We start from the raw sequence: 23,756 nt of genomic DNA, 5'->3' as shown, positions 1-23,756 counted from the left end.
GCCGTGAGGGGGTGTTTTTTTGAGGGGAGGGGGAACCCCTCTGCTAGCGCGAGAGGGGTTCCCCCTCCCCTCAAGCTCCCCTCCTCTTCCCCAGCGCGCTTTATTAGGAAATGGGAAAAGCAGGGGTCGTCCTGTGGTATCAGGAAGACCCGACCGGTACGGATGCTAAAAAGCCCTGCCTCTTTTGGAGGCAGGGCTTTTTGTGTTCATCGGGCTGGCGGGACAAGCATTAGGGGGTGATGGCGTCCCGCTCCGCTGTCCCTAAAAACTGTACAGGAAGGCCGGGGCCTCGCGCCCCAGCAGGGCATCGGCATCAAGGCCGAACCAGGTCTTAAGGCTCTTTTCCCACCATTCGTCTTCGCTGGGGGGCGTCAGCAGGGGCTGGTCCACGGACACCTTGCAGACATCGGCCAGCCAGCGGTGCGCGGCCTGCTGGCCGCCCAGCTCGTCCACAAGGCCCAGCTCCACGGCTTCGCGGCCGGTGAAGATCTTGCCCGTGGCCAGACGCGCGGCGCGGGCGCGATCCATATGACGGCCCTGGGCCACGATGTCCACGAACTGCTCGTGCATGTCCTTGAGCACGCCCTGGAAATAGGCCTTTTCTTCCGCGGTGAGCGGCTCCAGCATGGAACCGGCGTCCTTGTAGGGGGCGGTGGTCAGGGTCTGGCGGCCAAGGCCCAGCTTGTCCAGCAGGCCCCGGATCTGGGGGATGTCCATACGCACGCCGATGGAGCCGGTCACGGTGGAGGCATTGGCGAAGACGCGCTTGCCCGCCATGCTGACCATCAGGCCGCCGGAGGCCGCCGTGCTGCCCATGCTGACGGCGATGGGCTTGTCCTTGCCCAGACGGGCCAGGGCCTCATACAGTTCCTGCGAGGCGGCGGCACCGCCGCCGGGGGAATCCACGCGCACCAGCACGCCCTTGACGCCGGGCATGCGGCCCAGTTTGTCGATCCAGCGCAGCTGGGCGTCGATGTCCATGATGGGGCCGGTCACGCGCACCAGGGCGATGCGCTCGCTGCCCAGACCGGTGGCCTGGGAGACCATGAAGGCCGCGATGCCGCCCAGCAGCAGGATCAGCAGGCCCCAGAAGATCACGGGATGACGTTTGCGGAAAGGCACCCGGAAAAGGTGCAGCCAGGCCTTTTGCGGCACATGCGAAAGCGGGCAGGACGTGGAGCAGGAGAAGGAAGGAGCCGCCGGGGCACCCTTGCCGTTGCGGACGCTTTTGCCGGCCGGGGCCTCGCCGTTCATGCTCAGGGGATGTTCCGTGAAGTCGTCGGCTCCGGGAGCATCCAGACGCAGCTCGGGCGCAGCCTGCCGGGTACGTTCGGGATCATTGATTTGCATGGGAGTGTTCGGGTAAAAAATGCCGGGATGGCCGCCAAAGTGCGGCCCCTGCCCCAGCGGGACAGGCTCCAAGGACACGCCGCCCGCGACGCACCGGAACGTGCCGTGCGGCAGGCGGGGAATGCGTCCCGACCCTAAGCCCATCCAACAGGAAAAACAAGGAGCCATCATGGAGACATTGTCCGTGGCCACGCGCAGCCGCTGCGAAATGCGCGACATCACCGCCCAGGTCCGGGAACTGGTGGCCCGCGGCCGCCAGCAGGGCCGCCGCAACGGTGCCCTGCTGCTTTTCTCGCCGCACACCACCTGCGGCCTGACCATCAACGAAGGGGCGGACCCCGACGTCCGCCGCGACATGGTGCGCTTTTTCAGCGCCATGGTGCCGCAGGACGCTGATTTCGACCATGCCGAAGGCAACAGCGACGCCCACATCAAGACCACCCTGCACGGCCCCAGCCTGATGCTCATCGTGGAGGACGGCCAGCTGCAGCTGGGCCGCTGGCAGTCCATCTATCTGTGCGAAGGCGACGGCCCCCGGCAGCGCACGCTCTGGGCCCAGTGGCTCCCCGGCGAGGACAGCACGCGCCCATGAGCATGCCGCACGACATTTCCCTGATCCTGACCCTCACCGGAGGTCTGGGGGCAGCCCTCGTCCTGGGCTTCGTGACCCAGAAGCTCCGTTTGTCGCCTCTGGTAGGCTACCTGCTGGCGGGCATCCTGGTGGGGCCGCATTCGCCGGGCTTCGTGGCCGATGCGGGGCTGGCCTCGCAACTGGCCGAGATCGGCATCATCCTGCTCATGTTCGGCGTGGGCCTGCATTTCCATCTCAAGGACCTGCTGGCCGTACGCGGCATCGCTCTGGGCGGGGCCGCAGTGCAGATCACGCTCACGACACTGTCCTGCATGTTCCTGCTCCAGTTCTGGGGCTTTTCCCTCTGGGCGGGCGCGGTCTTCGGCATGTCGGTCTCCGTGGCCAGCACGGTGGTGCTCACCCGCGTCCTGGCCGACAACCATGTGCTGCATACCCCTACCGGCCATGTGGCCCTGGGCTGGCTGGTGGTGGAGGATCTGTTCACCATCCTGCTGCTGGTGCTCCTGCCCGTTGTCCTGGGCGCCGGAGAAGGCAATATCTGGTGGATACTGGGCAAGACCCTGCTCAAGCTGGGCGCGCTCACGGTCTTCACCCTCGTGGCCGGGCAGCGCCTGATCCCCGCCCTGCTGGGCTATGTGGCGCGTACGGGCACCCGCGACCTGTTCACGCTGGCGGTCATCGTACTGGCATTGGGCATCGCCGTGGGGTCGGCCCTGTTCTTCGACGCTTCCATGGCCTTCGGGGCCTTCCTGGCGGGCATGGTGGTGGGCCAGTCCGATTTCAGCGCCCGCGCCACCGCCGAGGCCCTGCCCCTGCGTGATGCTTTCGCGGTGCTGTTCTTCGTATCCGTGGGCATGCTCTTCGACCCCGCCGCCCTGCTGGAGCAATGGCCCCTTTTCCTGCTGGCCCTGGGCGTCATCGTGCTGCTCAAGCCCCTGCTGGCCTTCCTGGTCTGCCTCGCGGCCCGCAAGCCGCTGCGTCTGGCCGTTTCCGTAGGCCTTTCGCTGGGGCAGATAGGCGAGTTCACCTTCATCCTCATAGCCATGGGGGTCAGCTTCGGCCTGTTCGACAGCAGCATCAGCAACGCCGTCATCCCGGCGGCCCTGCTCTCCATCACGCTCAATCCGCTGCTCTTCCGGCGCGTGGGGGCCCTGGCCCGCCTGCTGGCACGCCTGGGCCTGGGCGCCCGTCTGCCCCGCATGGAGCACGGACAGACCGATGCCGACGGGCTGCCGCGTGTGGTGGTCGTGGGCTTTGGCCCCGTGGGCCGCAGCCTGTGCCGTATCGTCCGGGCGCACGGCATGCTGCCGGTGGTGGTGGAAGCCAATATCGACACGGTCCGTCGCCTGCGCGGGCTGGGGCGTCCGGCCGTCCACGGCGACGCCACCCAGGCCGAAGTGCTGCGCGAGGCCGGTCTGGCACAGGCGCAGGCCCTGCTGCTTTCGGCCCCGGCCATCCCGGCCAGGGAAGTGGTGCCCATCGCCCGTGCCATCAACCCGGATCTGCGCATCTTCGTCAACACGCCCTTTGCCAGCGAGGCCGACAGCCTGCGCAACATGGGCGTAGAGGGCGCCTTCAGCGGCGAACGCGAGGTGGCCCTGAGCATGTCCCGTTTCCTGCTGGATGATCTGGGTGTGGGACGTACCGGCCTGGAAGCGGAACTGGAACGTGTACGCGAAGTCTTCGCCGAGAGCCCCTCGACGCAAAAAAGCTGATCGACGCCGGGCCGTCTTGACCGCGGCCCGGCAAAGGATGCCTCATGCGGTCTTTGTCCGATCCTTTTCCCCGCATCATCCTGCATCTGGACATGGATGCCTTCTTTGCCTCCGTGGAGCAGATGGATCACCCGGAGTGGCGCGGCAAGCCTGTCATCATCGGCGGCGAGACGCGCGGGGTGGTCTCCACCGCGTCCTATGAGGCGCGGCGCTTCGGCGTGCATTCGGCCATGCCCATGACCACGGCCCGGCGGCTGTGCCCGCAGGCCATCTTCGTGCGCGGCAACCGCCGGCGTTATGTGGAGATATCCGGCCGCATCATGGCCGCCCTGCAGGACTTTTCCCCGCTGGTGGAACCGGCCAGCATCGACGAGGCCTATCTGGACGCCACCGGGCTGGAACGTCTGTTCGGCCCGGTGGAGCAGCTCATCCCGGCCATCAAGGCCCGGGTGCGCGAGGTCACCGGCGGCCTGACCTGTTCCGTGGGCGCGGCGCCGGTCAAGTTCCTGGCCAAGATCTGTTCGGACATCAACAAGCCCGACGGCATCTACATCCTGCGGTCGGACGACGTGGACAGCTTTCTGGGCGGGCTGGACGTGCGCCGTCTGCCCGGCGTGGGCAGGCGCATGGTGGCCGAGCTGGAGGCCCTGGGCATCCGCCGCGTGGAGCAGCTGCGCCGCTACGGCCCGGAGCTTCTGGAACAGCGTTTCGGCAAATGGGGACGGGAGCTGCACGCCCGGGCCCGGGGCATCGATCCCCGGCCGGTGGTGCCCGAACACGAGGCCAAGAGCGAAAGCGCCGAGACCACCTTTGCCCGCGATACCCGCGACCGGGAATTCCTCAAGACCATGCTCCTCGGTCATGCCGAGCGCGTGGGGGCCTCGCTGCGCCGTCACGGCCTGCGCGGCCGTACCGTGACCCTCAAGGTCAAATTCGCGGATTTCCGTCAGATCACCCGATCCCGCACCCTGCCCGAAGCCACGGACAGCACCGAGACCATCTACGAGACCGGTACCGCCCTGCTGGAAGCCGAAGCCCTGCCCCAGCCGGTGCGGCTCATCGGCCTGGGCGTGTCCGGTTTCGGCAACGCCCCCACCCAGGAGCTGCTGCCCGGCGTATTCCGCGGCGTACAGGGCCGCGACCCCGAGCAGGAGGCCCGGCGCCGCCGTCTGGACGCCGCCCTGGACAACCTGCGGGGCAAATTCGGCAAACAGGCCGTCCAGCGCGGCCGCCTCTTCCGCCCACGCGATGATGGCGAGGATGATTAGGATGATGTTTTGAGGGGAGGGGGAACCCCTCCCCTTCCCCAGCGCGCTTTACCAGACAGGCCGCCCCTGACGAGGCGGCCTGTCATTGTTTTTGCCGTTTCACATAATGGATGCCCTGTCCCCGTCAGACAACGACGGGGACCAGTCTCCACACCTTGATAAAAGTTTTTTCGGGGTTGGGGGTGTGGGGGAAGGGGCAGTTTTTACTAAAAAACGCCCCTTCCCCCACAAAAACAAAAAAGGCCGGAAGAAGGAGAATTCTTCCGGCCGGGCCGCCCCCCAAGGCAGCCCCGCACTGCCTGCCCGCCTGTGCGTCGGGCGCAGGTAGTCGGCTGTGGAGAAATATGGTGTGCGCTGTCAGACCATCTCCGCAAAAAGATGCCCGGCAGGGCGCAATGGCTAAAATGCAAAGCGTTCCAGTTCCGGCACGGAAAGATCGGCATGGAACAGGGCCGAATCCCCGGCATCGGGCCGCAGCAGCAGGCGCAGGCACAGGGAGACCATCAGGCAGGCCACCCCGGCCGGGGCCGTGGCGATGACGCCTTCGTGGCGGGCACTGCCCGCTTCCTCGCTGGTCAGCCCGGAAGCGTAGAGTTCCCGCAGATGCAGGCGCCCGGAACGGGCCGCGCGTGCGAAGCCCTCGGCCCGCAGCACGGAGCCGTGCACGAACGGCACCCCCGCCGCGGCGGAACGTTCTTCCAATAGCATTTTCAGCGCAAGGTCGTCCAGACAATCCAGGGCCACATCCACATCTTGCAGCATGTCCGGCAAATTTTTTTCATCCGCTTCCGCATGCCGCACATCCAGGGCCAGATAGCCTGCCATGTCGCACAAACCGCGCGCCGTGGCCACGGCCTTGGGCTGGCCCAGCGTGCTTTCCGTGCAGAAATACTGACGATTGAGGTTGCTCTCCTCAAAGATGTCGCTGTCGCACAGGCGCAGGCCCCCCACGCCCAGCCGCGCCAGCAGGGAGGCCACATGCCCGCCCAGACCGCCGCAGCCCAGCACGAAGACACGAGTTTGCAACAGATGAACCATTGCATCAGCGGAAAAAACACCGTAGTTTCTACGGAAGCGTTCCGGCCAGATGCCGTCTTGCAGGAGCGCGACCATCACCTCCCGTTCGGGAAGGACGGCCCCTGCGGCCAGCTGCCGGATGGCAGTGCCGCCGACGAAGGGCGTACCGTCCGCAGCCCGGCGCAGCACATGCGGCCCGGCCCATGAGGCCAGCGAGCCGTCGTGCAGGAACGCGCCGAGGCGCTCCCGTATCCTGGACGCAGTCCAGGGCGGGAACGCTGCGGAACATGCCCCTTCCCCAGGGGATGGCGATGTGATGGGTGTCATGATCAACGGGCGTCTAACCTCCTCCGACAGCAGGAAAAAAGGCCACACGAGCACCGTCGCATATCTTGCTCTGGACCTCTTTTTGACGCCCGTTGATCATGACGATTTTTATCTCTTCCAGCGGCAGTCCCACCATCCTTGCCACATCGGCAGCCGTGGCGTCTTCGGGCGCATCAAGCGTTATCCCCGCTTCTGGGTCATATCCCGGTACATAGTCCCGCAGGGTCGTGCTCAGTTTGACGAGTATGCTCATGCTGCCTCCGATGATGGCGTCCGCCGGTCAAGAAAAAGTGTGACGATCCGGGCCCGCCCCAAAGGCGGGCCCGGTCTCAGTCTATGCTACTTCTTGATCCAGTTGAAGACCGTCTTCAGCTCTTCGTGCGAGATGTCGAAGGTCGTGTTGTGCGGGGCCACGGGCTCGTCCACGAAGAAATCGGGCAGGTGGTCGGCGGATTCGGTGATGCCGGCACGACGGTTGAAGTCGATTTCGGTGGAGAGGATGCGCTGGCCCAGGGTGACCACGTCGTCACCGGTCAGCTGCCAGCCGTACTTGGCGTTGAGCATGTCCACGATGGCGGCCAGGGCATCCGGGATGTCCAGGATGGCGAAGGCGGTGAACAGGCACAGGCCCACGGAGTCCACGGAGGCCGTGGCGATCTGCAGGTTGCGGGACAGTTCGATCTGGCCTTCGGGCTTCAACGGATCGACCTTGCCGCCGCAGCTCAGGATGTTGGCGGTCACGGCGTAACCGGCGGTGTGGTCGGCGCCCATGGGGGTGGTGGCGTAGGTCACGCCCACGCCCTTGACGGCGCGAGGATCGTACGCGGGCAGGCTCTGGCCCTTGACGCAGGGCACGCGGCGCACGCCGAACACGCGGCCGGTGGTGGCGGTACCGCAGCCGATGATGCGGCCCAGGGGGGTACCGTCGCTGATGCCCTGCATGGCGGCCTTCACGGCCTCGGCATCACCGTAGGGGATGCCGCCGCCGGCCATGGCGACGCCCACGGCCACGCCCACGTCGATGGTGTCCACACCGATGTCGTCGCACATGTAGTCGAAGCGGCTCACGGCGTCGATGTCGCTGATGCCGCTGTGGGGACCGAAGGACCACAGGGTCTCGTATTCAGGCCACTTGCTCTGGAACTTGCCCTGCTTGTCGGGGAACAGGCCGGAGCAGCGGATGATGCAGCCGCTCATGCAGCCGTGGGCCACGGCACCTTCGCCGCCGCGTTCCTTGGTCAGGCGGTTCATGGTCTCGCCGGACACGCCTTCGTGCTTGTCGAACTGGCCCACGGTGAAGTTGGCGGTGGGCAGACCGCCGGCTTCGTGCAGGATGTTCACCAGCACGCCGGTGCCGTATTCGGCCAGGCCCTTGCCGGTGATGGGATGCTCGGTCAGAGCCTTGGCGAAGCGCTTGGAAGCTTCGCGGAAGGCCTTTTCATCCGCCAGAGGATGGTTCTTGCCGCCCTCGGGGTTGATGATGATGGCCTTGAGGCCCTTGGAACCCATGACGGCGCCCACGCCGCCGCGGCCGGCGTGACGCATGGGACGCAGCTCGCGGTCGGTGAAAGCGATACTGGCGGCGGTCAGCTTGAACTCACCGGCGCGGCCGATGGTCACATAGCTGCACTTGTCGCCGTAGGTCTCCACCAGTTTGGCGACGGCGTCGAAGTTGTTGAGGCCGGCCACGGTGGAGGGCACCAGCTTGGCGGAGTCCTTGCTCAGTTCCAGCTGCCACCATTCGCCTTCGGTGGCCATGTCTTCAACGATGATGGCCATGATGCCCAGCTTGGCCAGATGGCCGCCGGGCTGACCGCCGGAGTTGGATTCCTTGATGCCTTCGGTGAGGGGGCTCTTGCAGCCCACAGAAATACGGTTGCCGTTGGGGCTGTTGGTGGCGCCCAGCAGGCCGGGAGCGAACACCAGCTTGTTGTGGGGGCCCAGCGGCGTACAGATGGGGTTGACTTCGCGCGCCACGATGGTGGAGGTCAGGGCACGACCGCCCAGACCGGCGTATTCTTCGGGGATATCTTCAAACACACAGGTCTTGGCGGCCATGTTGACCCGCAGGAAACGGAACATGAAACTCTCCTTTGATTGATGCGAAACAAGGCAGTTCAGCAGTACATCCATCCAGTTTGACCCACCTTAGTCCCGCAAAAAAAAATTGGTCAAGAAAACGGAAAAACAGACACGCTTCCGGCCCTGCCCCTCCCCAAAACGGACACGCTTCCGGCAGGGATGCGGCCTTTGAAGCGCTGATTCTTAAAAAAATTTCATAAAACACGACAAAAAACACGCTTTTGCCCGGCAATATCCAAGTCTGGAGCAAAAGCGTGTTTTTGGTTGAGAGTCAGGACGGAAAAACTGCCTTCCCCTCATGCAGACTAACCATCTGGCAGCCCTCGAAAAGACCGTTGGCGACAGAAAAACGAAACACGCCTTTCCTCGAAAAAACAGGGAAAAGCGTGTTTCGTTTCAGCAGCCCTGACCGTTGTCTTTGACCGGGAACAAAGCTGTCATAACCAGCAAAAAAGGCTGTTAAAAAAGCAGCACATAATTTTTTAGTCAACTGCAAAACAGAGCATAATACAGCATGATATTTAAAAAAGACTCTTAGAAAAGATGTATGGGGACAGATCTTAAAATCCATCCCCATACAGGAGCTCTTTTCCACAGAAAAGATTACCGTGGTTGCGCTCCCAACTGCCCTCTGCTAAAGAGCAAATAAAAAGTATCCTCTTATTCTATATACTGTCAAGGATATTCCTATGCAGGTACGTGACGACGTTATCCTCGGACTGGACATAGGCGTGGGCTCTCTGGGCTGGGCCCTGCTGGAAGAAGACCTTCAAACAGGCGAACAGCGCCTGCTGCAACGGCAGACCCCGCAGGGAGAGACAACCTATGCCCTGGGGGTGCGGCTGTTCCATGTTCCCGAAAACGCCAAGACCAAGGAGCTGCTGAACGTAAAGCGGCGCACGGCCCGCATGCAGCGCCGGACGACGGCGCGGCGGGCCCAAAGGATGCGGCGTGTCCGTGCCCTGCTGGACAGCCTGGGAGTGCCCGGCGTCCGGGATGCCGATGCGTTCCATCTGGGCAAAGGGCGGGGCGCGCAATGCGATCCGTGGCAATTGCGCCGCGAGGGGCTGGAGCGACGGCTGGAGGCCCGGGAATGGGCCGTGGTGCTGTTGCATATCGCCAAGCATCGCGGTTTCCGTTCCAACAGCAAGACTGACCGCAGCGGCAGTGACAAGGAGATGGGCCAGGTATTGCAGGCTGTCTCGAATCTGCAGCAGGAAGTGGAGGCCAGCGGCCTGACCGTCGGTGCCCTGCTGGCCTCGCGGGAGCGACGTCGCAACCGGGCCGACCATACCGGCGCACCGCGTTATGACCTGTGCATGCTGCGCAGCTTGCAGGAAAACGAGGTGGATATCCTGTTCACACGCCAGCGGGAGCTTGGCAACCCTCTGGCCGGAGAGGAGGTCCGGTGCCGTTATGCGGAGTTGGCCTTCGCGCAGCGGCCGCTGGCTCCCGTCAGCCATATGGTGGGGCCGTGCGCCTTTCTGGAAGGGGAGCGCCGGGCCCCGCGCTTCGCCCCCACGGCCGAACTGTTCCGTTATGTCCAGGCGCTGTGCAATATGCGCCTGCGACAGGAAACAGGGGAAGAGACGCCCCTGAGCGAGGAACAGCGGCAGGCGGCGTGCGCCGTTTTCGGCAGCGTGCAGTCCGTCACCTACAAAAAATTGCGGCAGGTACTGCGCCTGCCTGCCGGTTGCCGTTTTGCGGGCCTTTCCTACGGTGTGACGGAAAAGGGCAACGTCCAGGATCCCGAAAAAGCGGACGTGGTCATGCGTACCGGCAAGTGTTGCCAGGGCACGGCCTGCCTGAGGGGCATCCTTGGCGATGCATATGAAGCCCTGCATGAACAGCGTCTGGACGAGGCCGACGCCGCCCGGCTGGCCGCCACGGGCGCCCTGTCCGCCCCGGCGGCGGCCCTGCTGGCGCGGGGCATGGCGGGGCTGCGCCTGACTGATGCGGTGGCCCGCATCGTGTCCGAACTCAATGATCTGGACCAGATCCGCGCCGTGCTGGCCCTGCTGCCGCTGGCCGCGCCCCGGATCGCGGCCCTGTCACAGGCCGCCGGGGAAGGGAAGCTGGGCATCTTTCAGGGCACGGCACGTCTGAGCCTGCGGGCCATGGAAGCCATCCTGCCGCATATGCTGGCTTGCGGCGAATATGCCGCCGCCTGCGAGCTGGCCGGGTTCGACCCGCGCGCGGCCCAAAAGACCGACGTGACGGACATCCGCAATCCGGTGGTCCTGCGCGTCTTCCGCGAGGTGCGCCGCCAGTTCTCCGCCATCTGCCGCGAGTTCGGCTTTCTGCCCGGCCGGGTGCATGTGGAGCTGCTGCGCGAGGTAGGCAAGAGCGGTGAGGAACGCAACCGCATCTCGCGGGGCCTGGAACGGCGCACCAAAGAAAAGGAAGCCGCCCGCAAAGCCGTGGCCCAATTACTGGGCAAGAGCCCGGAAACGGTCAGCGCCGGGGAAGTGCAGCGCTATGAACTGTGGAGGCAGCAGGACGGGAAGTGCGCCTATTACATGCTGTGGCGCCATGCGGGCGGCGAGCGTGCCTACGGCAACGCCATGCCGCAAGGCAGCATCCCCCCGGCATGGCTGGCCGACGGCGTCAATGCCGTGCAGGTGGACCACATCCTGCCGCGCAGCCGTACCTTCGACAACAGTTTCCACAACCTCTGCCTGTGCTGTCACGCGGCCAACCAGGCCAAGGGCGGCAGGACACCGTGGGAATGGTTGGGCGCCGCACAGCCGCAGGCCTGGCACGACTTTGAGCAATGGGTCCAGAGCCTGCCGCTCAAAGGACTGAAAAAGCGCAACTACCTGCTGCGCGACCTGAGCGCCGAAGTACAGGGGCGCTTCCATGCCCGCAACCTGACGGATTCCAGCTATGTGGCCCGTCTGACCCTGCGCTGGCTGGAGGAGGAGTACGCCCGCCATGACGTGCCCATGCAGGACGCGGAAGGCAGGACGCGGCGGCGTTTCTTCGCGCGGCCGGGGCAGGTGACGGACTTTTTACGCCGCCACTGGGGCGTGCAGGCCCTGAAAAAGATCGACGGCCAGCGCTCCGGCGACCGGCATCACGCCCTGGACGCCCTGCTGGTGGCCGCGTGCAGCGAAGGGATGCTGCAACGCATGGTGCGGGCTTTCCAGCGGGAGGAGAACGGCCCCGAACGCCTGCACATCCCCTGCCCGTGGCAGGACTTCAGCACCACGGTGGGCCGGGCCCTGGGCTCGGTCTTCGTCTCGCGCGTGGAACGCGGCCGCACCAAGGGCCCCCTGCATGAGGAGACCCTGCGCGCCATCCGCGAGGAACGGCAACCCGACGGGGAGACGCGGCGCGTGCTGTACGAGCGCAAGGCCGTGGCCAGGCTGACGGTGGCCGACCTGGACAGGATCAAGGACGCCGCCCGCTGCCCGGACGTGGTGGCGGCCCTGCGCCGCTGGCTGGATGCGGGCAAGCCGGGGGACGATCTGCCCCGCTCGGCACATGGCGACATCATCCGGCATGTGCGCGTGCGCGCCGGAGAGTTCAGCAGCGGCGTAATCTTGCAGCGGGGCTCCGGACAGGCCCAGGCCAAAAACGGTGGCATAGTACGTACGGACATCTACAGCCGTGACGGCAAGTTCTACATGGTGCCCGTCTACGCCAAGGACGTGGCGGACAAACGCCTGCCCCTGCGGGCCTGCGTCGCGCACAAGGATGAAAAGGACTGGCTCGAACTGACGGAGGACTATCACTTCCTTTTTTCCCTGACACCGGATTGCTATGTGCTGACGGAGAACCGCAAGGGCGAGGTGAAGGAAGGCTATTTTGAGGGTCCAGATAGAGGTTCCGCCAATATCAGCTTAAGCCTTGCTCATGATAAGAAAAATACTATTCGAGGAATCGGCATCCAAAATCTGAAGCGCTTTGAAAAATACCGGGTGGACCGTTTCGGCCGCCTGTCCCTGGTCCGCCGCGAGGCCGATCCCCGGGGCCGGTCATGAGCTGGCGGGGCCTGTGCATCAGCAGCCCGGCCCGGCTGGACCTGCGGGCCGGACGCCTGCTGCTGCGCCGGGAAGGAGAAGAGGACGTGGCCCTGCCGCTGGAAGACCTGGGCTTCGTGGTTATCGACACGCCCCAGGCCCGCCTGAGCGCGGCCCTGCTCTCGGCCTGCGCGGAACAAGGTTGCCTGCTGCTGACCGTGGATGCCCGGCACATGCCCTGCGCCGCCGTGCTGCCGCTGGCGCCCTATTACCGGCAGCTGTCCACCCTGCAAGCCCAGGCGGGGCTGGGAGAAGTACGCAAAAAACGGCTGTGGCAGGCCTGCGTACGGGCCAAGATCGGCAATCAGGCGGCCTGCCTGCGCCTGCTGGGCCGTGACGGCGCGGAACGGGTGGCGGCCCTGCGGGCCAAAGTGGGCAGCGGCGACCCGGACAATGTGGAAGCCGTGGCCGCCCGCCTGTACTGGAGCCGCCTGTTCCGCCACTTCCGGCGTGACCCGGACGCCGCGGACAGGCGCAACAGCCTGCTGAACTATGCCTATGCCCTGCTGCGGGCCTGTGTGGCTCGGGAACTGGCGGCACGGGGCTTTGCCCCGGCGCTGGGCATCCATCACCGGGGCCCGTACAATGCTTTCAATCTGGCCGACGACATGATGGAAGCCTGGCGACCTTTCGCGGACCTGCTGGTGGCGCGCCATATGGAAGCGGGCCCGGCCGGGGACGACGCGGAACTGGCTCCGGCGGACAAGGCCGCGTTGCTGGGCCTGCTGCACGGGCAGGTGGACTGGGAAGGGGGCCGCTGCCTGCTGCCCCAGGCCGTGGGCCGTCAGGTGGAGGCCGTGCGTGCCTATTATGCCGAAAAAGGGCCTCTACCGCCCTTTCCCCAGCTTGGGGAATAAGGGGGGAGCATGCCCGCGGAAGAGGTGCGATACATGCGTTTGCTGGTCTTTTTCGATCTGCCGGTCAAAACAAAGGATGACCAGCGGGAGGCCAACCGCTTCCGCAACTTTTTGCTGCGGGACGGCTATGACCGGGTGCAGCTCTCGGTCTATGCCCGCGTTTGCCGGGGCCCGGAAAATGTGGAGACCCATATCCGGCGGCTGCAAAAGAACCTGCCGCCGCACGGCTGTGTGCGCCTGCTGCAGGTGACGGAAAAACAGTACGGCCGCATGAGATTGCTGGTGGGGGACATGCCGGTCATGGAAAAGGAGGCGGCCACGCAATTGCTGCTTTTCTAAAAAGTGCTGCCCATACAGCGCCCCATACGGAAAAACCTTGTGCTCTTACCGGAAAAAACACTGTTTTCTCCAGTAAAAACACAAGGTTTTCCATTTTCCAGATTAGCAGAGGGAAATTGGGAGGGCAACCACGGCCTATCGGGCGTGGGTAAAGGATGCCCTGATAGATTAGCAGAGGGAAATTGGGAGGGCAACCACGGCGACATACTGGCGTTGCGCTTTCATAGCGTAAGATTAGCAGAGGGAAATTGGGAGGGCAACCACGGCGCGTGTGTGCGTACATGTGCGGGCATATGTAGATTAGCAGAGGGAAATTGGGAGGGCAACCACGGCCTCTGTCTGCTCGTAGTCGTCGAAATCTTGAGATTAGCAGAGGGAAATTGGGAGGGCAACCACGGCGTTCCGCGAGAACTTCCGTGGCCATCTGCGAGATTAGCAGAGGGAAATTGGGAGGGCAACCACGGCTACATCGGGATAGAAGCATCACCGGCGGGCAGATTAGCAGAGGGAAATTGGGAGGGCAACCACGGCCAGCCAGACGCCTGACAGCCGCGCACAGACCCGTATGAGCGGTTTTTGGCGGGGAGGATGGGGGTACGGGGGAAGGAGGGGGCCCTTTTTTCCGCAAGAAAAAGGGCCCCCTCCTTCCCCCGTCTCACCCCTGGCCCGGCCCTTTATCCGTCCAGGCTCCAGCCCTGGCCCAGTTTGAGCTGTTCCCCGCCCAGGGCCTGCATGAGCGCGGGATCGTGGGTGGAACAGACGATGGCCGCGCCTTCGGCCCGGCACCGGGCCACGGCGGCGGCGATGGCGCGGGCGCTGCGCACGTCCACGTTGGAGGTGGGCTCGTCCAGCAGCAGGGCGCGCGGACGCAGCACCAGGCGCGAGGCCAAGGCCACGCGCTGGCGTTCCCCGCCGGAAAGGGCATTTGGCCCGCGGCGGCGCATGGCATCGGGATCATCGAAGCCCACCTGCCGCATGGCGGCCTGATAGGCGTCCTCCAGACCGTCCCGACGGCCGCGCAGCTTCAGGCCCAGCACCACGTTCTCGAACACGGTGGTCTTGAGCAGATAGGGTTCCTGGAGCAGCAGGCTCACCTCGCGGCGCGGGTCCTCGCCGCCATGATAGATGATGCGGCCCTCGTCGGGCTCTTCCAGAAAGGCCAGCAGGCGCAGCAGGGTGGACTTGCCGCTGCCGTTGTAGCCCACCAGGGTCAGCACCTGGCCGCTGTGGATACGCAGCTCGTCCACGCCCAGGGCGGGCAGGTCCAGCGCGGTCACGCGGCCGTAACGGCGCACCAGGCCGCGGACTTCGTACAAAAGGCTCATATGCGCCCCCGGTGCTTGATGAAGGTCATGAGCACGTTGATGGCAAAGGCCATTAACAGCAGCACCAGGCCCAGCGCGATGCCCTGGGCGAACTCGCCCTTGCTGGTCTCCAGGGCGATGGCCGTGGTCATGGTGCGGGTATGATAGCGCACGTTGCCGCCCAGCATCATGGCGATGCCCACCTCGGTGATGACGCGGCCGAAGGCGGTCAGGCAGACCATGGCGATGGCGAAGCGCACTTCGCACAGGCTCAGCCAGGCCAGTTGCAGGGGCCGGGCCCCCAGGGTCAGCAGGGTCTGGCGGCAGCGGGGGTCAAGGCCCTCCACGGCCTGGGCCACCCACGAGACCACGATGGGCAGGGCCAGCAGGGTCTGGCCGATGGCCATGCCCGGCAGAGTGAAGAGCAGGCCCCATTCGCCCAGCGGGCCGCGATAGGTGATGAAGGCATAGACCAGCAGGCCGATGAGCACGGTGGGGAAGGCCAGCAGGGTGTCGGAGATGAGGCGCAAGACCTTTTTGCCGGGAAAATCACAATAGCCCAGGGCAAAGCCCATGGGCAGGCCCATGAGCAGCGATGCCGCCATGGCGTAGGACGTGGACACCAGCGTGGCCGTGATGGCCGAGAAGGTGGCGTCGTCCATATTGGCCAGCAGGGCGAAGGCCGCCCAGAAGCCGTTGACCAGATAGTCCATAGAGCACCAGGAATGCGACGGAGGGAATCCGTGGAGGGAGGTCGAAAAACAAAACGGGGACGGCCCGGAGACCGTCCCCGCCAACGGACGGAAAAACGCTACTTGCCGGCGTTGGGGAAGAAGAGCTGCTTGCCTTCCAGCTTGAACTCGGCGATGCGCTTCTGGGTGGAGGGGGCCACCCACCAGTCTTCAAACTTCTTGCCCAGGTCGGCCTTGGTCTTGGGGCACTGCTTGGGGTTCACGGTGATGACGCTGTACTGGTTGAACAGGGCCTTGTCACCTTCCACCACGATGGCCAGGGGGTTCTTGGCGCCCTGCTGGGCGTTGAACTTGATCCAGGTGCCGCGGTCGGTCAGGGTGTAGGCGCTCTTTTCAGCGGCCATGTTCAGGGTGGCCATCATGCCCTGGCCGGCGGAGATGTAGAAGGCTTCCTTGTCGGGATTGAGGCCGGACTGCTTCCACAGCTTGAGTTCGGCCTTGTGGGTGCCGGACTGGTCGCCGCGGCTCACGAAAGAGGCCTTTTTGTCGGCGATGGTCTTGAGGGCGGCGGCGGTATCCTTGCCCTTGACGCCTGCGGGGTCAGCCTTGGGGCCCACCACCACGAAGTCGTTGTACATCACCTGACGGCGGTCGATACCGTGACCGGCCTTGACGAATTCCTTTTCAGCGGCGGGGGCGTGCACCAGCAGCACGTCGGCGTCACAGTTCTTGGCGATCTCCAGGGCCTTGCCGGTGCCCACGGCCACCCATTTCAGCTCGATGCCGGTCTCTTTCTGGAAGGTGGGGGCCAGGAATTCCAGCAGGCCGGTATCCTGGGTGCTGGTGGTGGTGGCCATCATCAGCGTGTCGGCAGCCTGGGCCGGAGCGGCCAGGAAGGCGGCGGCCAGCACGGGCAGGAACAGTTTTTTCAGGTTTTTCATGATACGACTCCTTGATTGGTTGATGATGCGCCGCCGGTTCGGAACGGCGGCCCCTTGCGGGAAATATCAGTCCAGACACAGGCGCGCGGCCCGTGACGGGAAATGGGCGTAGACTTTCTGGCCCTCGTAGATGCCCACCCGGAGCAGGCCCGGCGTCTCCACCGTGGCGCACAGGCGCGAGCCGTCGCCCAGTTCCAGCGAGACGAAGGACTCCACCTGATCCTGGTGGATGCTCTGCACCGTACAGGGCAGGCAGTTGCCCATGCTGAGCGTGGCACGGCTGCGCGAGAGCACGATCTGTTCCGGGTCCACCAGCACGGTGACCACCTGGTTGGCGTGGATCTCCATATGCACGAACTGGCGCGTGCTGCACTGCACGCCAAGGCGCATGTCGCCGAAGGTGCGCACGCTCACCGAGGCCATGCGCATGCCCACGGAAATGTCCTCCACGATGCCCAGAAAGGAATTGCAGAGCGGGTCCGTGCCGGACGAGGGCCCCAGGGTCTTGTTCTGGACCATGCGCCGCGCGGCGCCGTCGGAGAAGTTGAGGAAGGCCGCGATCTGCGAAGGCTTTTGCTGGCCCAGAAATTTCTGCACCAGGTTGACCGGCACATGCAGGTCCAGAAGCTCCAGCCCGCGGGCGTAGCGGATGGCGCGCGGCCCCACCAGGGCCCTGTCCAGCCCCAGCGGCCGGGCCACGGCATAGAAGCTCTTGCGGATGAAGCCCTGGTCGAAGTGCAAAAAGTCCCTGCCCATGCTCTCGGCCTCGGGCAGGCTCAGGATGCGGCGCACATGGCGCATGGCGCTCAGGGGCAGCAGTACGTCCCGGCTGTTGGGACCCGGAACATGCACCATACCGGTCACGGTGTCCACATCCTTGCGGGCGTCCAGCTCCAGCGCCTCGCCAAGGCGCAGGCCGCCGTAACGCAGCAGCAGGAACAACAGATGCAGCCGGGCACGCGCCACCTTGCGCTGGGGCGTGGCGGCCTCGGCTTCCCACTGCTCCCAGCAGCGGGAAAGGGCTTCCAGTTTTTCTCGGGTCAGATGGGACACTGCGGCGGCTCTCTTTAGGGGCTGAACGTCTCGCGAAGACTGCGCAAGGCATACGACATTTCCCGGCTCTTGTCACGTTTTCGGCAGAATCAGGAATGATTTTTCCATGTTTTGGTGACCACCCCTCCGGCGGCGGGCAGCGGCAACAGACAGCCGGACGCGCACGCGCCGCTCCTGTCCGCAGGATGGCGCGAAAGCACGCCATGTCCGCTTTTTTCCGGCCCCTGCCTTGACACGGCAGCTTTTATGGCCCTAAATAGCCGTGACACGGATTTGCAATTTGTAACACCAAAAACCGGATGCGACCGTCAGGCCGACCGGAGGATGTCATGCCGACCCTCATAGCCTCCCTGCTGCGCAAGGCAGCGCTGCTGGTGCTGATGCTGCTGGCGCTCTCGCTGGCGGTCTTCTACATCTCGCGCCTGACGCCCGGCGATCCCCTGCAATCCTATTACGGCGATGCCGTGCAATCCATGAGCAGCGCCGAGCTGGACGCCGCCCGCCGGCGCCTGGGCCTGGACGGCCCCATCTGGGAACAGTACCGACGCTGGGCCGGCAACGTGCTGGACGGCGACTTCGGCATGTCGCTCAAATACAAGCGCCCGGTGGTGGATGTGGTCCTGCCCCTGCTGGGCAACACCCTGTTGCTGGGCGGGCTGGCCTACGCGCTGGTTTTCGTGCTGGCCATCGCCCTGGCCCTGCTCTGCGCCCGCTTCGAGCACAGCGCCCTGGACCGCCTCATCTGCCGGGTGGGCACCACGGCCTATTATGTCCCGGCCTTCTGGCTGGGCGTGCTGCTGGTGCTGGTCTTCAGCGTCAATCTGGAATGGCTGCCCAGCAGCGGCGCCTACAGCTACGGCAAGGCCGGCGACATCGCCGACCGCGCCCGCCATCTGGTGCTGCCGCTGGCCGTCATGGTGGCCAGCCACCTGTGGTATTACGCCTACATGATCCGCAACAAGCTGCTGGACGAAGTACGGCGCGATTATGTGCTACTGGCCCGCTCCAAGGGCCTGGGCCGCACCCGCGTGCTCTGGAGCCACTGCCTGCGCAACGTCATGCCCACGGTGGTGGGCATCATGGCCATCTCCATCCCGCATGTGCTCAGCGGCACCTATGTGGCCGAAGCCGTGTTCAACTATCCCGGCATCGGCCTGCTGGCCATCTCCAGCGCCAAGTATCACGATTACAACCTGCTCATGCTCATGGTCCTGTTCACCGGGGCCATGGTCATCATCAGCAGTCTGCTGGCCCAGAGCATCAACGAGGCCATCGACCCGCGCATCAAGAGCGGTGAGGTGGTCTGCTGATGGACGAGACCCGTACGGCCCCCCACAGCGCCGCGACCCGGCCGCAGGAGGCCCTCCCCGACGATGCCTTCGAGCTGGTGGGCGCGGGCTGGCGGGAACACCGCCCGGCCCTGCGTCGTCCCGGCTGGCGGCAGCGCCTGGCCCGCCTGCCCCTGCTGCCCCTGTGCCTGCTGCTCCTGCTGGTGCTGGGCTGCCTGTGCGCGCCCTGGCTGGCCAACCACGACCCCGCCGAATTCTACCTTGCCGACCGCAACACCCCGCCCGGCAGCCGGTTCTTTTTCGGTACAGACTCCCTGGGCCGGGACATCTATTCCATCATCTGGTTCGGCGGCCGGGCCTCCCTGCTCATCGGCCTGTTGAGCGCCGCGGTTATCACCGTGCTGGGCGTGGCCTACGGCTGCCTGTCCGGCATCGCCCCGGCCCGTACCGACGCCCTGCTCATGCGCCTTGTGGAGCTCGTCCAAAGCATCCCCGTGCTGCTGGTGCTGCTGCTGGCCGTCTCCCTTCTGGGCCCCCAGAACGCCCTGAGCATCGCCCTGCTCATCGGCGTCACGGGCTGGTTCGCCCTGGCCCGCATCGTGCGCGGCGAGGTGCGCCAGATACGCCACAGCGAATACATCCTGGCCTCACGCTGCATGGGCGGCAGCTTTGGCTGGATCATGCGCCGCCATCTGGTGCCCAATGTGGTCTCGGCCATCCTCTTCGTGGTCATCTCGGCCGTCAGCACCAGCATCGCCATGGAATCCACCCTCAGCTTCCTGGGCCTTGGCCTGCCTGTGGACGAACTTTCCTGGGGCAGCATGCTGGCCCTGGCCGACAAGGCCCTGCTGCTCAACACCTGGTGGGTGATCCTCATCCCCGGCCTGTTCCTGGTGACGGCCCTGCTCTGCATCACGAGCCTGGGTCACCACTTCCGCCGCAACAGCGTCCGGGGCCCCAGCAATCTCTGAACACCGGCAGGCCCCGCCTGCCCCGGATACATGCCGCCCGCCCGGGGGCATCTTTGTTCCCCCGTCCGCCGAGAACCTTCAACCCGGGCCCCGGGCCCGCCGCCGAGGAACCCCCGCCGTGAAACGATCCCTGCTGTCCTGCTGCCTGCTGGCTCTGGCCCTGCTGACCGCCCATCCGGCCCCGGCCGCCGACCTGGCCAACACCCTGGTCTATGCCGGCGAGAACGAGGACACCATCAACCCCGTGCTCAGCCCCCATCAGGAACTGCCCACCATCATCTTTTCCGGGCTCATGAAGTTCGACGCCAAGGGCCTGCCCGTGCCCGACCTGGCCAAAAGCGTGGACTATGATCCCAAGACCCTGACCTATACCTTCCACCTGCGCGACGGGGTCAAATGGCACGACGGCGCGCCCTTCAGCGCCCGGGACGTGGTCTACACCTACACGGCCCTGACCAGCGACAAGACCCTGACCTCCACCATCACCAGCAACTATCAGGACATCAGCCGGATCTCGGCCCCGGACGAGCGCACCGTGGTCATCCGGCTGGCGCGGGTCAATGCGGCCATGCTGGACAATTTCTGCATGGGCATCCTGCCCGCCCACCTCTATGAGGGCCACGACATCAACACCGTGCCCGCCAACCACGTTCCCGTGGGGACCGGCCGCTTCAAGTTCGTCTCCTGGGACACGGCCGGCGGCATGATCGTGCTGGAGCGCAACACGGACTATTACGGCAAGGTGCCGTCCATCGAGCGCATCGTCTACAAGACCGTGGCCGTGGAGAGCACCAAGGCCCTCATGCTGCGTTCCGGCGAGGCCGACCTGGCCTGGCTCAACGCCAAGTATGCCCGCACCTTCCGCGGCAAGGACGGCTTCACCACCGTGGACTTCACCACCGCCGACCTGCGCACGGTGGCCATGGACTTCCACACGCCCTTCTGGCAGCGCAACAAGGACTCCATCGCGGTGCTCAACTACGCCGTGGACAAGCAGGCCATCGTGGACGGCGTGCTGGCGGGCCAGGGCTTCCCGGCCTTCAGCCCCATCCAGACCAGCCCTCTGGGCGGCAACCCCGCTGCCGACGTCTATCCCTATGACCTGAAAAAGTTCGCGGCCGAGATGGAGCGCCTGGGCTGGAAAAAGGGCCCGGACGGCATCTACGCCCGTAACGGCGAGCGCTTCTCCTTCACCATCCAGGTGCGCGACTACGAAGAAGAGCGCGTGGACATCATCAACGTCCTGTCCCGCCAGTTCAAGAAAGCTGGGGTGGAAATGAACATCGCCCTGGTCACGCGCTTCGACTGGAAGGCCGGTTACAACGGCTATCTGGCCGGTTTTGCCGCCGAGTTCGACCCCGACGGCGTGTTCAAGAGCTTCGTCACCGGCGCCAGCGACAACAACATGGCCTATTCCAGCCCCAAGGTGGACGAGCTGCTGCGTGAGGGCCGCGCCACCGAGGACCCCGCCAAGCGCAAGGCCGCCTATCGGGCCTTTGAAGTGGCCTATGCCGCCATGCCCGCGCAGCTGCCCCTGGTCTACCTGCACGGCAACTATGTGAGCGTGGCCGGTCTCAAGGGGCTGGATACCACCCGCGTCCTGGGGCATCATGCCGTGGGCGTCATGTGGAACATCGAAGACTGGACCCTGCAACGCTAGACGCCGCGGGAAGATGTTTCTGACGGGGGTGCCGTCGTCCGCAGGCCGGACGCGGTGCCCCCGTCGTCTGCCGTCCTGCGGCCCCCTGTCCCGAACCTGACGCGCCGCACCGGCCGGATGGCCCGCCGGGAAAAGACGCGGGCGCGGCTGCCGTCCCCGCGCCGTACAATGTCCGGCCGCCCTTCTCCAACCTCAACCCCGCTCCTGCCATGACGCCCCTGCTGCAACTGGAAGACCTGCACATCACCTTCGCTACCCCCGCCGGACAGGTACAGGCCGTGCGCGGCGTCGATCTGGAACTGCACGCCGGGGAGACCCTGGCCATCGTGGGCGAATCGGGCTGCGGCAAGTCCGTGCTTTGCCGCTCCATCCTGCGCCTGCTGCCGGACAATGCCCGCATCTCGGGCCGCATCCTGCTGGAAGGCCGCGACATCGTGCCCTGCAGCGAGCGGCAGATGCGCGCCGTGCGCGGCCCGCAGGCCGCCATGCTCTTCCAGGATCCCATGGCCAGCCTCAACCCCACCCTGCCCGTGGGCGACCAGATCATGGAGGCCCTGCGCCGCCATCGCCGCATGCGCCCGGAGCAGGCCCGGCAGCGGGCCCTCGAACTGCTGGAGCTGGTGGGCATCGACGATCCCGAGGCGCGCATGCGCCTGCAACCGCACTATTTTTCCGGCGGCATGCGGCAGCGCTGCGTGCTGGCCATCGCCCTGGCCCTGGGGCCGCGCATCCTGCTGGCCGACGAGCCCACCACCGCGCTGGACGTGACCGTGCAGGCCCGCATGCTGGATCTGCTGCGCGACGTGCAGCGCAAGACCGGCGTGGGCATCATCCTCGTCTCGCACGATCTGGGCGTGGTGGCCCGCGTGGCCGACAGGGTGGCCGTCATGTACGCGGGGCGTCTGGTGGAGACCGGCAGCGCCGCCGATGTCTTCTACGATCCCCGGCATCCCTACACCTGGGGCCTGCTGGGGGCCTTGCCCGCGCTGGCCGTGCGCAGCGGGCAGTTGCGGGGCATCCCCGGCATGCCGCCCAGCCTGCTGGACCCGCCGCCGGGCGATGCCTTTGCGGAGCGCAACGCCTGGGCCATGAAGGTGGACTACCAGCGCATGCCGCCCTTTTTCGAGGTCAGCCCCGGGCACAAGGCCGCCACCTGGCTGCTGCACCCGCAGGCCCCCAAAGTGGAGCCTCCCCTGCACATCACGCCGGGCCGGGGCAGTGCCAGCCTGTGCTGGACCGACAGCGCCCATGCGCTGGAGATGTCCGACAGCCGCTATGCCTTCGGAGAGGGGCACCAGCGCCTGCATGACCGCCTGGCCGCCCAGCAGGGAACAGCCGCGGCAGCCACAAAGGACCATGCGCACGGCTACGCCCCCGACGATGACGACCGCCCCCTGCTGGAATTGCAGGATCTGCGTCTGCACTTCCGTCCCGGCAGGGGCCTGACCGTCCGGGCCGTGGACGGGCTCGACCTTGCCGTCCGCCGGGGCGAGATGTTCGGTCTGGTGGGGGAATCCGGCTGCGGCAAGTCCACGCTGGCCCGCGCCGTCATGGGCCTGTATCCGCCCACCACGGGCCGCATCCTCTTCGACGGGCACGACATCCACGACCAGGCCCCGCACCTGCGGCAGGAACGCCGGCGCCAGATGCAGATCATCTTCCAGGACTCCTCCGCGGCCCTGAACCCGCACATGCGCGTGGAAGACATCATCGCCGAGCCCTTCGTCATCCAGAACGTCTTCCGCGATGCCCGCCAGCGCCGGGAAGAAGTCGTCCGCCTGCTGGGGCATGTGGGTCTCGATGCCGGTTTCCTGGACCGCTATCCTGCCGAGATCTCCGGCGGCCAGCGCCAGCGCGTGGCCATCGCCCGCAGCGTGGCCCTGGAGCCGCGCTTCATCGTGGCCGACGAGCCCGTGGCCTCGCTGGATGTCTCCATCCAGGCCCAGATCATGGCCCTGTTCCGCCATCTGCGGCAGGGGCACGATTTCACCTTTTTGTTCATCGCCCACGATCTGGCCATGGTGCGCTACCTCTGCGACCGCGTGGGCGTCATGCGTCACGGACGTCTGGTGGAGCTGGCCCCCACGGAAGAGCTGTTTGCCCGGCCCCTGCATGCCTACACCCGGGCCCTGCTCTCGGCCATGCCCGTGCCGGATCCCCTGTTCGAGCGACGCAAAGAGATCCTGCCCTGTCCTGGGGACGAAAGCGACGGCACGTGGCGGGAGGTCTATCCCGGCCACTGGCTGCGTGGTTGAGTGTCGGGCGGGGAGGAAG

The 23,756-nt window shown here is 65.6% G+C and carries 18 protein-coding genes and 1 CRISPR repeat array; of the genes, 10 read left to right on the top strand and 8 right to left on the bottom strand.

Going from position 1 to position 23,756, the window contains the following annotated elements; all coding sequences use genetic code 11:
• Window positions 1-261: 261 nt before the first annotated feature.
• A complete protein-coding gene (sppA, locus tag ACQRAG_RS11420; protein WP_337464547.1) occupies window positions 262-1,350 on the bottom strand; it encodes a signal peptide peptidase SppA in 1,089 nt (362 codons plus the stop codon).
• Between the two features lie 169 nt (window positions 1,351-1,519).
• Here sppA and ACQRAG_RS11415 point away from each other — a divergent pair, with 169 nt between their 5' ends.
• The 3 genes from ACQRAG_RS11415 to ACQRAG_RS11405 are packed head-to-tail and all read left to right on the top strand — an operon-like array spanning window position 1,520 to window position 4,925.
• Entirely contained in the window at window positions 1,520-1,942 is a 423-nt protein-coding gene (locus tag ACQRAG_RS11415; RefSeq protein ID WP_297159036.1) for a secondary thiamine-phosphate synthase enzyme YjbQ, read from the top strand.
• On the top strand, window positions 1,939-3,657 hold the full coding sequence (locus tag ACQRAG_RS11410) for a cation:proton antiporter (RefSeq protein ID WP_304038119.1): 1,719 nt from the start codon (window positions 1,939-1,941) through the stop codon (window positions 3,655-3,657). The genes ACQRAG_RS11415 and ACQRAG_RS11410 overlap by 4 nt, the downstream gene beginning before the upstream one ends.
• A gap of 44 nt (window positions 3,658-3,701) precedes the next feature.
• A complete protein-coding gene (locus tag ACQRAG_RS11405; protein WP_427804193.1) occupies window positions 3,702-4,925 on the top strand; it encodes a DNA polymerase IV in 1,224 nt (407 codons plus the stop codon).
• A 399-nt stretch (window positions 4,926-5,324) separates the two neighbouring features.
• Here the strand turns inward: ACQRAG_RS11405 and ACQRAG_RS11400 are convergent, their stop codons facing one another.
• From ACQRAG_RS11400 to ACQRAG_RS11390, 3 genes are all read right to left on the bottom strand, one after another.
• On the bottom strand, window positions 5,325-6,269 hold the full coding sequence (locus tag ACQRAG_RS11400) for a HesA/MoeB/ThiF family protein (protein ID WP_427805329.1): 945 nt from the start codon (window positions 6,267-6,269) through the stop codon (window positions 5,325-5,327).
• Between the two features lie 13 nt (window positions 6,270-6,282).
• Window positions 6,283-6,522 carry a MoaD/ThiS family protein gene (locus ACQRAG_RS11395; RefSeq protein WP_006006681.1) on the bottom strand — a complete coding sequence of 80 codons (240 nt, stop codon included), beginning with the start codon at window positions 6,520-6,522 and terminating at the stop codon, window positions 6,283-6,285.
• An 86-nt stretch (window positions 6,523-6,608) separates the two neighbouring features.
• Window positions 6,609-8,351: an aldehyde ferredoxin oxidoreductase C-terminal domain-containing protein gene (locus tag ACQRAG_RS11390; RefSeq protein ID WP_168935837.1), complete on the bottom strand. Its 1,743-nt coding sequence runs from the start codon at window positions 8,349-8,351 to the stop codon at window positions 6,609-6,611.
• Between the two features lie 689 nt (window positions 8,352-9,040).
• On the opposite strand from ACQRAG_RS11390, the gene cas9 reads away from it, so the two are divergent.
• Genes cas9 through cas2 form a run of 3 tightly spaced genes read left to right on the top strand, consistent with a single transcriptional unit; the run spans window position 9,041 to window position 13,572 of the window.
• Window positions 9,041-12,337, top strand: coding sequence for a type II CRISPR RNA-guided endonuclease Cas9 (gene cas9 / locus ACQRAG_RS11385; protein WP_427804007.1), 3,297 nt, complete (start codon window positions 9,041-9,043; stop codon window positions 12,335-12,337).
• Complete coding sequence (cas1, locus tag ACQRAG_RS11380; RefSeq protein ID WP_427804006.1) at window positions 12,334-13,233, top strand: type II CRISPR-associated endonuclease Cas1; 900 nt, start codon at window positions 12,334-12,336, stop codon at window positions 13,231-13,233. Before cas9 ends, cas1 begins: the two co-directional genes overlap by 4 nt.
• Before the next feature lie 9 nt (window positions 13,234-13,242).
• On the top strand, window positions 13,243-13,572 hold the full coding sequence (gene cas2, locus ACQRAG_RS11375) for a CRISPR-associated endonuclease Cas2 (RefSeq protein WP_204626565.1): 330 nt from the start codon (window positions 13,243-13,245) through the stop codon (window positions 13,570-13,572).
• A gap of 99 nt (window positions 13,573-13,671) precedes the next feature.
• A CRISPR array of direct repeats spans window positions 13,672-14,103; the repeat unit is 36 nt; unit sequence AGATTAGCAGAGGGAAATTGGGAGGGCAACCACGGC.
• A 143-nt stretch (window positions 14,104-14,246) separates the two neighbouring features.
• Here the strand turns inward: cas2 and ACQRAG_RS11370 are convergent.
• The 4 genes from ACQRAG_RS11370 to ACQRAG_RS11355 all read right to left on the bottom strand — a co-directional run bounded on the left by ACQRAG_RS11370 (window position 14,247) and on the right by ACQRAG_RS11355 (window position 17,562).
• Entirely contained in the window at window positions 14,247-14,897 is a 651-nt protein-coding gene (locus tag ACQRAG_RS11370; RefSeq protein WP_289616792.1) for an ATP-binding cassette domain-containing protein, read from the bottom strand.
• Window positions 14,894-15,589 (bottom strand): ABC transporter permease, encoded by a 696-nt coding sequence (locus ACQRAG_RS11365; protein ID WP_427804005.1) that lies wholly within the window; start codon window positions 15,587-15,589, stop codon window positions 14,894-14,896. Before ACQRAG_RS11365 ends, ACQRAG_RS11370 begins: the two co-directional genes overlap by 4 nt.
• Window positions 15,590-15,687: 98 nt before the next feature.
• Window positions 15,688-16,509, bottom strand: a complete 822-nt coding sequence (locus ACQRAG_RS11360) for a substrate-binding domain-containing protein (protein WP_006006696.1) — start codon at window positions 16,507-16,509, stop codon at window positions 15,688-15,690.
• 66 nt (window positions 16,510-16,575) lie between these two features.
• Window positions 16,576-17,562 carry a TOBE domain-containing protein gene (locus tag ACQRAG_RS11355; RefSeq protein ID WP_304014915.1) on the bottom strand — a complete coding sequence of 329 codons (987 nt, stop codon included), beginning with the start codon at window positions 17,560-17,562 and terminating at the stop codon, window positions 16,576-16,578.
• Window positions 17,563-17,891: 329 nt separating this feature from the next.
• On the opposite strand from ACQRAG_RS11355, the gene ACQRAG_RS11350 reads away from it, so the two are divergent.
• The 4 genes from ACQRAG_RS11350 to ACQRAG_RS11335 all read left to right on the top strand — a co-directional run bounded on the left by ACQRAG_RS11350 (window position 17,892) and on the right by ACQRAG_RS11335 (window position 23,737).
• Window positions 17,892-18,872, top strand: a complete 981-nt coding sequence (locus ACQRAG_RS11350; protein ID WP_303931340.1) for an ABC transporter permease — start codon at window positions 17,892-17,894, stop codon at window positions 18,870-18,872.
• Complete coding sequence (locus ACQRAG_RS11345) at window positions 18,872-19,822, top strand: ABC transporter permease (RefSeq protein WP_168935844.1); 951 nt, start codon at window positions 18,872-18,874, stop codon at window positions 19,820-19,822. Before ACQRAG_RS11350 ends, ACQRAG_RS11345 begins: the two co-directional genes overlap by 1 nt.
• A 118-nt stretch (window positions 19,823-19,940) precedes the next feature.
• Window positions 19,941-21,482: an ABC transporter substrate-binding protein gene (locus ACQRAG_RS11340; RefSeq protein ID WP_427804004.1), complete on the top strand. Its 1,542-nt coding sequence runs from the start codon at window positions 19,941-19,943 to the stop codon at window positions 21,480-21,482.
• A gap of 209 nt (window positions 21,483-21,691) precedes the next feature.
• The gene (locus ACQRAG_RS11335) at window positions 21,692-23,737 is read left to right on the top strand and encodes a dipeptide ABC transporter ATP-binding protein (RefSeq protein ID WP_427804003.1); all 2,046 of its coding nucleotides are present in this window, start codon (window positions 21,692-21,694) and stop codon (window positions 23,735-23,737) included.
• Window positions 23,738-23,756: the final 19 nt, after the last annotated feature.

Source organism: Desulfovibrio sp. SGI.230 (assembly GCF_050313065.1).
In the GTDB taxonomy this organism is placed as follows: Bacteria; Desulfobacterota; Desulfovibrionia; order Desulfovibrionales; family Desulfovibrionaceae; genus Desulfovibrio.
The sequence above is the reverse complement of the archived record's forward strand: the minus strand, read 5'-3'. Positions and strand labels throughout refer to the sequence as shown.